Here is an 8975-nt window from a genome sequence, read left to right as displayed (position 1 = left end):
GCTCGGGGGAGGCGAACCTCCCGCCGACGAGTGCACGCCCCCGACCACACCGCGGCCGCAATCCGGCCACCGAACCCGGACATGGGCCCGCCAGCACCCCCCGTCGCCGACCATCGCGCCATCGCCGGCCCGAGCCCCGTGCCCACGAAATCTGTCGCCGACCGCCGGCGAAGTGCACCACCTCATCTCGGGTCACCGAGTGCCCGGCGCTGCGAATCTCACCGCCCGGTCACCGCGAGCTCGGTTCCTCCCACCTCTTGTCACCCGGGTCACCGGCGGCTCTGCCGCCCACCTCACCCCGCGAGCGCCCGCTCGTAGGCGGCCGCCGTCGCCTCGTCGAGCAGCACGAACACGATCGCGTCGAATCCGCCCAGCCGCGCGGTCGTCTCCCGCACCGTGGAGGCGGCGATGCGCGCGGCACGGTCCACCGGGTAGCGGTACGCCCCGGTCGCGATCGACGGAAAGGCGATCCGGTGCAGGCCCGCGGCATGCGCCACCTCGAGCGAGCGCCGGTAGCAGGAGGCGAGGTCGGCGTCCTTGGCCGCCCGCACCTGTGCATCGCCGTGGGAGGACCAGATGGGACCCACGGTGTGGATCACGTGGTCGACGGGCAGGTCGTACCCGCCGGTGAGCTTCGCATCCCCGGTCGCGCAGCCGCCGAGTGTTCGGCACGCCGCGAGCAGCCCCGGGCCGGCGGCGCGGTGGATCGCGCCGTCTACACCTCCCCCGCCCAGCAGGGTCGCGTTGGCGGCATTGACGATCGCATCGACGTCGGACACACGCGTGAGGTCGCCCCGGCGCACGAGGATCGGGGCAGGATCATGGCCGGGAGTCATGTCGCGAGCCTACGCACGTGTCGGCGGGTCGACGGCGGTGGCGGGCGATCTCCCGACACAGCACCTCGCCCCCACATCTCGATCCGACGTCCACGGCCACGGCCACGCCGACACGGCGATGCCGGACCCCGCCGCGCACCGCCCGCCCGTCAGCGCCCGCCCGTCACCGCCCGTCCGTCCGCGCACCACCCGTCACCGCCCGCGCCCCAGAAGGGCCTCGACCCCGTCCCGCACCCACCGCGCCGGTGCCGCCTCCGAGGCCCGCACCCGGATCCTGCGGCCGCTCCGCGAGCGGATCGTGAGGGTCGCCCACAGCAGGTGCTCCGCGAGCTGCACGCCCGCCACCTCGGGGGCCGGGATCCCCCGCACCCGCCGCAGGCCGGTCGAGACGACGTCGCGGAACAGGACCGTGCGACGATCCGTGACGAGCACGAGCGGCTCCACGAACCCGAAGTTCCACCCCTGCAGGGCGAAGAGCACCGTCTCCTGCGGGTCCAGCTGCCGCTGCGCGAACCTCTGCCAGGCCGCCCGGGGCACCGGCCGCCCCTCGTAGCCGGGCGCCAGGGCCACCAGGAGGGACTCGAGGGCCCGGCTGGACGCTGTCATGGCCGCGAGCGTAGCGGGACCCCATCGGCGGCCGACATGGGGAATCGTCCCCATGTCGGTCCGCGCTCCTCCCGGCTACCGTCACCGGAGGGAACTCCGCCGAGGGCGCGGACGTCTCGCGGGGGGACACCATGACCGGGTTCTACGGGGCCGACACCGAACAGCTGCGCGCGCACGCGCAGCTCCTGAAGGACCGCTCGCGGGCGATCGAGGACCTGCGGGCACAGCTGGAGCCCCAGGTCCTGGACGAATCCTCGTGGCACGGCCCCGACGCCGACGCGTTCCGGGCGGACTGGCGCGGGACCACCGCGACGTTCGACACGGCGGTCTCGCAGATGACCGGGTTCGCCACCCGCCTCGAGCAGGAGGCCGACGAGCAGGACGAGGTGTCCGAGGCCGAGCACCAGAGCTTCCTCGACCTCCTCCTCGACTTCTTCGACGACGTCACCCGGGGCATCATCGGCGCCGTCGTCGGCATCATCGGAGGAGCCCTCAAGATCTGGAAGGTCCTGCGCGCGCTGACGGATCCCGCGAAGCTCATCAAGGCCATCCGCGGGATCGTCGGCACGATCTACGACAAGGTCTTCGGCGTCCTCGGGAAGTGGGACACCCTGATGTCCAAGGCCCCCTGGCTGCTGAAGTTCGGCAAGGTGTTCGGTCGCTTCCTGCCGGGCATCGACATCATCACGGGCGCCTGGCAGATGATCGACGCGATCCGCAAGGGCGACGTGTTCAGCGCGATCACCGGCGGTGCGACCACCCTCGGCGGTGCGCTCATCGTCGCCGGCACGATCTGCGACATGACCGGTGTCGGTGCCGTCGTCGGTGTCCCGCTCCAGGTGATCGGAGCGGTCCTCGTGGGCGGCGCGGCGATCGCGGACGGCGTGAAGTGGCTCGTCGACAACTGGGACGACGTCGTCGACTTCGGGAAGGACGTCTGGGACGCGACGGAAGGCTTCCGCGAGGGCGTCGCCGAGGTCTGGAACGCCACGACCGACACGATCGGGAACGCATGGGAGGCCACCACGGACTTCGTGGAGGACACCTGGAACACCACCGTCGACACCGTGAGCGACTGGTGGGACGGGGCCACGGGTGGCCTGAGGAACCTGTTCGGCTGATGATGCACACACCGCGACCAGACCGGAGGATCGTCCGATGACCACCCCGCCCGCGGGCCCGCCCGCCCCCGTGATCACCCAGCGCGACATGCTCGGAGCGCTGCAGATCCTCGAGAAGGCCTCGGCGGATCCCGACGTGCTCCTCGTGCTCTCCGACGAGGAGATCCTCGCTCTGGACGGCATCGATGCCCTGACCGTCCTGGGCAGCCCCCATCTCGACCAGGAGGCCGTGCACCGCGAGACTGCCTCGGGCACCGCCATTCGCGGGCTCATCGCCCGCCGCATGGTGAACCCGACCCACGAGGCGCGCGAGGAGGAGGGCGACGTCCTCATCGGGGAGGGAGATCCGAGCGATCGGCTGATCCAGCTCGAGCGCGGCCTCGCCGGCATCCTGGCCCTGCGACGCATCCCGGAGGCGATGGTCATCATCGACCGGGTCAGCTCCGACCTCCGCGTCAAGCTGGGCCTGTACTTCTTCCCGGACGGAGGGGTCCTCGAGGAGTTCGTGTCCACCGACGGCTTCCACCACTTCTGCGCACCCACGTTCGACGCGCTGGCCGAGCGACTGCCCGGGTTCGTCGACCCGCACGAGGCGGCGGGGGCCGACGGCGAGGTCGAGGAGATCTCGGTGGCCGGCGTGATGGCCCTCGAGGGAGGTCTCGAGGACACGCGCACGCTGAGCACCGTGACCTGTGTCGGCGGCGGGCCCTCCCGGTACGCGACGGTGTTCGCGCTCTCGGACCGGGTGCGCGTGGTCGACAACGGCACCGGCGACCCGACACAGGCGTCCGCCGGGACCGTCCTCCCGATCAGCGATGTCTCCCGGGAGACCCTGGGCGAGATCATCGCGTCCCTCCTGCCGGATCCCGACGTCCCCGGGGAGGACTCGCCGGGGACGCCGGACGAGGCCTGAGCCCCGCCCCTGCGCACGGGTCCCCTCCCCGTCGGACGGCACGCGTGTGCACTCACCGGAGCCCTGTGAGGTCACCATTCCCTCTGGGCGGGTGTCCTGGCACAGGACTCCGGTCCGTGCACGGGGTCCGGCGGCACGTACGCCTCGCGGTCGCGGCGCCAGCGGTGGACGTTCAGCCGTCCAGCTCCTCCCGCACCCACGCCGGGTCGTCGCTCGTGATCGAGTCGACGCCGCAGGCCAGGGCCACGGCGAGCTGCTCCGCGGTGCCCACGGTCCAGGGGTTCACCTGCAGCCCCGCGTCCCGCGCGGCACGTGCGGCGGCGAGGCACAGCCCGTCGATCGCGGGTCCGATCCCGGTGGCACCCAGCTCGACGGCGGTGCGGATCCTCTCCTCGGTGATGACCTCCACCAGGTAGGAGACCGGCACCGCGGGGACGTCGCGGCGGATCTCGGCGAGGGCCTCGGCGTGGAAGGAGATGACGGTCGAGGCCGCGGCGGCCGAGCCCTCGGGAAGGGACTGCAGCAGGCGCACGACGGCGGCCGCCGCTGGAGCGGCCTTGACCTCGATGAACACCGGCACGGTGGTCAGCGCCAGCAGCTCCAGGAGGCTCGGGACCTTCTCCCCGTCCGCGAGGACGACGGTGTCCAGCTCGGCCCGGGTGAGGTCTGCGATGGCGCCGGTCCGCAGGGGCGAGGCGGGATCGGCGGTCCGGTCGATCGTCTCGTCGTGCATGACGACCACGTGCCCGTCGCGACTCAGATGCACATCGCACTCGACGAGCTCCGCGCCGTCGGCGATCGCGCGCCGGAACGAGGCGAGGGTGTTCTCGGGGGCATGGGCGGCGACGCCGCGGTGGCCGACGATCCTCGGGCGGGAGGTGGTCATGTCACGTTCTCCTTCACGATGGCGGGACTTCGAGGGGCGTGGACGGATCCGGGGGCACTGTCTCACGGCGGCACGGTCCCGAGCCGGGAGGGCGAGCGGGCGGGCGGACGACCGGTGCCGTCCGCTCCCTCCCGCCGCACCCGCACGGGACCGCGCTGCTCAGACCGGGACGCGCGCCGCGATGAGGCGCCGGGCCCAGGCCGGGTCGTCGACGGTGAGGGTGTCGCACCCCAGCTCGAGCGCCCGCTCGAGCTCCTCCTCGCCGCGCGCGGTCCACAGGTTCAGCTGCAGGCCACGACGACGGCACTGCTCGACGTCGGCGACGCGGGCATCGGCGATCCGGACGCCCACCTGCGCCACCTCGAGGCGTTCGGCCGCCCGGTAGAACGCCGGCGAGGTCTCCGTGGTGGTCAGCAGCCGCGGGATCTGCGGCGCGAGAGCGCGTCCCGTCGCGAGCGCCTCCTCGTGGAAGGAGATCACCCAGGCGGGGGCGGACGCGAGGTCCGCGAAGGCGTCGGCCCCGAACCGGGAGAGCAGGATCCGGGTGACCAGCTCGGCCGCCGCGGGGGCCTTGATCTCGACGAGCAGCGGGACCGGGGTCCCGTCCTCGCGCAGCGCCGCATCGAGCACCTCCTCGAGGGTGGGGATGTGCTCCCCCTCCCCCACGAGCATCTGGTCCAGCTGATCGCGGCGCAGCTCGGCGACGGAACCGCGCCGCAGGGGCGAGTCCTCCTGGGCGGTGCGGTCCAGTGTCGCGTCGTGGATGACCACGTCGTGCCCGTCGGCGCTCAGGTGCACGTCGCACTCCAGGAGGGCGGCGCCGTCGGCGACCCCGCGGCGGAACGAGGCCACGGTGTTCTCCGGGGACACGGCGGCCGCGCCGCGGTGTCCGATGAGCACCGGGATGCGTGCGCCGCTCATGCCTCGAGCACCTTCTCGAGGTCCTCGCGGTTGTCCTCCATGACCTTGTCGAGCTTGGTGCGGGCCGTCTTCAGGACGGTGGCGGGGTCCGCGTTGTCGCCGTACACCTGGGCCTGGGCGGCGGAGATCTCGGTGACCGCACCCTGGAACCAGTTGATGCGGTCGGCGGACTGCGCGTACTCGAGCTGCGCGAGCGCGACCCCGTAGTTGGGATTCTCGGCCACGAGGCTCTTGACCGTCTGGGTGTCCCGGGCGGCCTGGACGATGGGCACGTACCCGGTGCCCTTGTGCCACGAGGCGGACTGCTCGGGCTCGGCCAGGAACCGGAAGAGCTCGGCGCACGCGTCCTGGCGCTCCTTGGACTCCGACTTGACGATCGAGAGGCCGGATCCGCCCGTGGGGCAGTGCGTGTGCTGCTCCTGCTTGCCGAGCATGAACGCGCAGCCCACGTCGAACTGCGCCTCCTCGGTGATCCCGCGCAGCGACGCGGTCGAGCCCTGCACGCCCGCGGTCAGCCCGGTCGTGAAGTCCGTCGTGGGCGACTGCGCCATGTAGCCGAAGCCGTCACGGTGGATGAAGTCCCGCTGCCAGGTCAGCCAGTCCAGGCCCGGCTGCTGGTCGATGGTCACGTCGAAGTCCTTCGAGTTCGCGCCGCCCCAGGCCCAGATCTGGGCCTGGCCGAACCAGGCGTCGTCGGCGGAGACCGCGAGGGCGGCGAGCTTCTTGCCGCTGACCTCGATCCCGCCGAGCTCGGCACCGAACTGGGCCAGCTCGTCCCAGGTGCTCGGCCCCTGCTCGGGCAGCCCCAGTTGGGCGTACTGGGAGCGGTTGAAGTAGAACAGCGGCGTCGAGCGCGCGAAGGGCACGACGTAGGTCGAGCCCGCCGCCTTGCCCTCCTCGACGTAGTTGGGGATGTAGACGTCGAGGTTCCAGTCGTCGTCGAAGTAGCTGTCCAGCGGGGCGAGCGCGTCCGAGAAGTAGAACTGCAGCCATTGGCGCTCGGGGAAGCACACGATGTCCGGCACCGTGCGGGCCTGCAGTGCGGCCGTGAACTTGGTGTTCAGGTCCGCGTAGCCGCCCTGGGACTCGGCGATCGCGACGATGTCCGACTGGGACTCGTTGAAGGCGGTGAACTGCTCCTGCAGCGCGCTGAAGTTGACGCCGGTGAAAGGCGCCCAGAAGAGGATCGGGGTGCGGTCCTTGTACTCGGCGGGCACCTTCACATCGGCCTGCGAGAAGCCGGAGCGGGTGCCGTCGCTCGAATCCCCGGAACCGGGGGCGCCGCAGGCCGCGAGCGAGAGGCCGGCGGCGCCGGCGCCGATGGCGGCGAGCAGGCGGCGGCGGGAGAGGACGTCGGGGTGCAGGGCGGGACGGGACATGGGGGTGCCTCCTGGGCATGGTGGGGTGAGGGTGCGGCGAGAGATGCGGGGGTCGGGACGATGGGGAGGGACGGCGCGGCCGGCCGATGGGACGGCCGGTGCCCCGCCCGTCTACTTGAGCGCTCCGGCGGCCAGGCCGCCGATGATGCGCTTCTGGGCGAGGAAGAACAGCAGGAGCATCGGGGCCGAGGCCATCACGGTGCCCGCGAGCAGGGCGCCCCAGTCGGAGTAGCCCTCCTGGCTGCGCAGGAACAGCAGGCCGATGGGCAGGGTCCGCATGTCGGCCGTCGAGGTGACGATCAGCGGCCACACGTACTCGTTCCACTTGCCGATCAGCACGATCAGCGTCGCCGTGAGGATCATCGGCGAGGTCAGCGGCACGACGATGGTGAGCATGCGCCGCACGTGCCCGGCGCCGTCGATCTCGGCGGCCTGCAGGATCTCGGGGTCGAGGGTCCGCATGTGCTGGTAGAGGAGGAACATCGCGAAGGCGCTGCCGATGCCCGGCAGGATCAGCCCCTGGTAGGTGTTGAGCCAGCCCAGGTTGGCCACGGTGATGTAGTTGACGATCAGCGTCACGTGTCCCGGCAGCATCAGGGAGCCGATGACCAGCACGAACAGCACCTTCTTGTACCGGAAGGGGATGAAGGCGAAGGCGTAGGCGCTCATGATCGCGAGCCCCATCTCCAGCAGGGTGCCCACGCCGGTGGTGATCGCGGAGTTCACGAAGAACCGGTCGAAGGGGGCCGCGTTCCACGCCTCGACGACGTTGCCCAGGTCGATGCTGCGCGGGATCCACGTCAACGGCCACGTGTAGATCTGCTCGTTGGGCTTGAGCGCCGATGTGAGAAGCCAGTACAGCGGCACCACGAACACGAGGGAGCAGGCCAGCACGAGCAGGCCCAGGCCGACGGTCGCGCGACGGGAGCGGTGCGGCCCCCGGGGGCGGCGGGCCGCAGGATCCGGGACGGGCGCCGTCGGGGCGCCGGGAGCCGGGCGATGGGTGACGGGTGCGGCGCTCATGCGTAGTTCACCTTCTGGGCGGCGACACGGACCTGGATCACGGTCAGGACGATGAGGATCACGAAGAGCACGGTCGCGGCGGCGGACGCCCGGCCGATGTCGAACTTCTGGAACGCCTCGTCGTAGACCATCCAGCTGAGGGTGGTGGAGGAGATGCCCGGCCCGCCGCTCGTGAGGATCGAGATGATGTCGAAGGCCTGCGCGGAGGCGACGATCCCGGTCAGCGACAGGAAGAACGTGATGGGCGAGAGCAGCGGCAGGGTGATGCGGCGGAACATGCTCCACCCGTGCGCCCCGTCGAGGGAGGCGGCCTCGTAGACGTCCCGCGGGAGGTCGAGGATGGCCGTGTAGTAGATGACCGCGACGAACCCGAGCCGCTGCCACAGGTAGGCGATGGTGATCGCCCACAGCGAGTGGTCCGAGGTGGTGGTCCAGGACGGGGAGTCCATGCCCACCAGCGAGAACAGCCACCGGGACAGGCCGTAGCCGGGATCGAACATGAACAGCCACAGGATCCCGACCGCCGCGCCCGGGAGCATGTGCGGCGCGAAGGCCATGGTGCGGGTGAAGCCGGAGAACGGGAGCTTGGCGGCCAGCAGGCTGCCGAGCGCGATCCCGCCCGCGAGGGACCCGACCACGGTGACGCCCGTGAACACGAGGGTGTTGACGAGGATCTGCCCGAACTCCGGATCCGTGAACAGGTCGACGTAGTTGCCCAGCCCCACGAACTCCGGGAACGGGTCCACGAGGTCCCAGTCCATGAGGCTCAGCGCCACGTTGTACACCGAGGGCCAGTAGGAGAAGACGAGGATGGCCGCGAGGTTGGGGCCGATGAGCAGGAAGAAGATGAGGGCATCGCGCGCCGCACGGCGGCGGGCCGGGGAACGACGACGAGCGGCGCGCCGAGCTGCCGCGGTGGAGGAGACCGGCGCCGCCGGGGCCGACGCGCCGGGCGTGGGCTCGGAGGCCCGCGGAGAGCCGGCGACCGCGCGGACGACGACGGTCGCTCCGTCGCAGTCGGGCTCGGGACCGGTGCCGACATCATCCGGACGGACGGGGTCCGTGCCGCCCGGAGGCGTGACGACGGGGTCGTGGCCGGATGGTGGCGAGGTCGTGGCCGTCGGGTCTCGACGGACTCCCAGGGGGGACATGGCTCGTGCTCCTCGGGCGGGGACGAGGCGGCGCCGATCTGAGGTGGGCGCCGCGGGACGTCCACACCGTAGGCGGGTGCGACGAGACCTCCCAGGCGGCCCCGTCCCCGGTGACATCGCGGTGAACCCTGCATGGACG

General features: G+C 71.6%; 9 protein-coding genes. 2 read left to right on the top strand and 7 right to left on the bottom strand.

What is annotated here, in order from left to right; all coding sequences use genetic code 11:
- Positions 1-293: 293 nt before the first annotated feature.
- Together ACT3TZ_RS14160 and ACT3TZ_RS14155 are read right to left on the bottom strand one after the other, a co-directional pair.
- Positions 294-836, bottom strand: coding sequence for an O-acetyl-ADP-ribose deacetylase (locus ACT3TZ_RS14160; RefSeq protein ID WP_444584080.1), 543 nt, complete (start codon positions 834-836; stop codon positions 294-296).
- A gap of 192 nt (positions 837-1028) precedes the next feature.
- Positions 1029-1442, bottom strand: a complete 414-nt coding sequence (locus ACT3TZ_RS14155; RefSeq protein WP_444584079.1) for a hypothetical protein — start codon at positions 1440-1442, stop codon at positions 1029-1031.
- 131 nt (positions 1443-1573) lie between these two features.
- Here ACT3TZ_RS14155 and ACT3TZ_RS14150 point away from each other — a divergent pair, with 131 nt between their 5' ends.
- Together ACT3TZ_RS14150 and ACT3TZ_RS14145 are read left to right on the top strand one after the other, a co-directional pair.
- Positions 1574-2563, top strand: a complete 990-nt coding sequence (locus ACT3TZ_RS14150) for a hypothetical protein (RefSeq protein ID WP_444584078.1) — start codon at positions 1574-1576, stop codon at positions 2561-2563.
- Positions 2564-2600: 37 nt separating this feature from the next.
- Positions 2601-3476, top strand: a complete 876-nt coding sequence (locus ACT3TZ_RS14145) for a hypothetical protein (RefSeq protein WP_444584077.1) — start codon at positions 2601-2603, stop codon at positions 3474-3476.
- A 172-nt stretch (positions 3477-3648) separates the two neighbouring features.
- Here the strand turns inward: ACT3TZ_RS14145 and ACT3TZ_RS14140 are convergent, their stop codons facing one another.
- From ACT3TZ_RS14140 to ACT3TZ_RS14120, 5 genes are all read right to left on the bottom strand, one after another.
- Positions 3649-4362 carry a glycerophosphodiester phosphodiesterase gene (locus tag ACT3TZ_RS14140; RefSeq protein ID WP_444584076.1) on the bottom strand — a complete coding sequence of 238 codons (714 nt, stop codon included), beginning with the start codon at positions 4360-4362 and terminating at the stop codon, positions 3649-3651.
- A 159-nt stretch (positions 4363-4521) separates the two neighbouring features.
- Positions 4522-5283: a glycerophosphodiester phosphodiesterase gene (locus ACT3TZ_RS14135; protein WP_444584075.1), complete on the bottom strand. Its 762-nt coding sequence runs from the start codon at positions 5281-5283 to the stop codon at positions 4522-4524.
- On the bottom strand, positions 5280-6662 hold the full coding sequence (locus ACT3TZ_RS14130; RefSeq protein WP_444584074.1) for an ABC transporter substrate-binding protein: 1383 nt from the start codon (positions 6660-6662) through the stop codon (positions 5280-5282). Before ACT3TZ_RS14130 ends, ACT3TZ_RS14135 begins: the two co-directional genes overlap by 4 nt.
- Positions 6663-6773: 111 nt before the next feature.
- Positions 6774-7685 carry a carbohydrate ABC transporter permease gene (locus tag ACT3TZ_RS14125; protein WP_444584073.1) on the bottom strand — a complete coding sequence of 304 codons (912 nt, stop codon included), beginning with the start codon at positions 7683-7685 and terminating at the stop codon, positions 6774-6776.
- A complete protein-coding gene (locus tag ACT3TZ_RS14120; protein ID WP_444584072.1) occupies positions 7682-8836 on the bottom strand; it encodes a carbohydrate ABC transporter permease in 1155 nt (384 codons plus the stop codon). Before ACT3TZ_RS14120 ends, ACT3TZ_RS14125 begins: the two co-directional genes overlap by 4 nt.
- Positions 8837-8975: the final 139 nt, after the last annotated feature.

It is taken from the genome of Brachybacterium sp. AOP25-B2-12 (assembly GCF_052378625.1).
Lineage (GTDB): Bacteria > Actinomycetota > Actinomycetes > Actinomycetales > Dermabacteraceae > Brachybacterium.
The sequence above is the reverse complement of the archived record's forward strand: the minus strand, read 5'-3'. Positions and strand labels throughout refer to the sequence as shown.

What these genes read in the sequence shown, in the direction of transcription:
- ACT3TZ_RS14130 (WP_444584074.1), bottom strand. Translation starts at nt 6,662, where the DNA reads ATGTCCCGTCCCGCCCTGCACCCCGACGTCCTCTCCCGCCGCCGCCTG.
- ACT3TZ_RS14160 (WP_444584080.1), bottom strand. Translation starts at nt 836, where the DNA reads ATGACTCCCGGCCATGATCCTGCCCCGATCCTCGTGCGCCGGGGCGAC.
- ACT3TZ_RS14135 (WP_444584075.1), bottom strand. Translation starts at nt 5,283, where the DNA reads ATGAGCGGCGCACGCATCCCGGTGCTCATCGGACACCGCGGCGCGGCC.
- ACT3TZ_RS14125 (WP_444584073.1), bottom strand. Translation starts at nt 7,685, where the DNA reads ATGAGCGCCGCACCCGTCACCCATCGCCCGGCTCCCGGCGCCCCGACG.
- ACT3TZ_RS14140 (WP_444584076.1), bottom strand. Translation starts at nt 4,362, where the DNA reads ATGACCACCTCCCGCCCGAGGATCGTCGGCCACCGCGGCGTCGCCGCC.
- ACT3TZ_RS14120 (WP_444584072.1), bottom strand. Translation starts at nt 8,836, where the DNA reads ATGTCCCCCCTGGGAGTCCGTCGAGACCCGACGGCCACGACCTCGCCA.
- ACT3TZ_RS14150 (WP_444584078.1), top strand. Translation starts at nt 1,574, where the DNA reads ATGACCGGGTTCTACGGGGCCGACACCGAACAGCTGCGCGCGCACGCG.
- ACT3TZ_RS14155 (WP_444584079.1), bottom strand. Translation starts at nt 1,442, where the DNA reads ATGACAGCGTCCAGCCGGGCCCTCGAGTCCCTCCTGGTGGCCCTGGCG.
- ACT3TZ_RS14145 (WP_444584077.1), top strand. Translation starts at nt 2,601, where the DNA reads ATGACCACCCCGCCCGCGGGCCCGCCCGCCCCCGTGATCACCCAGCGC.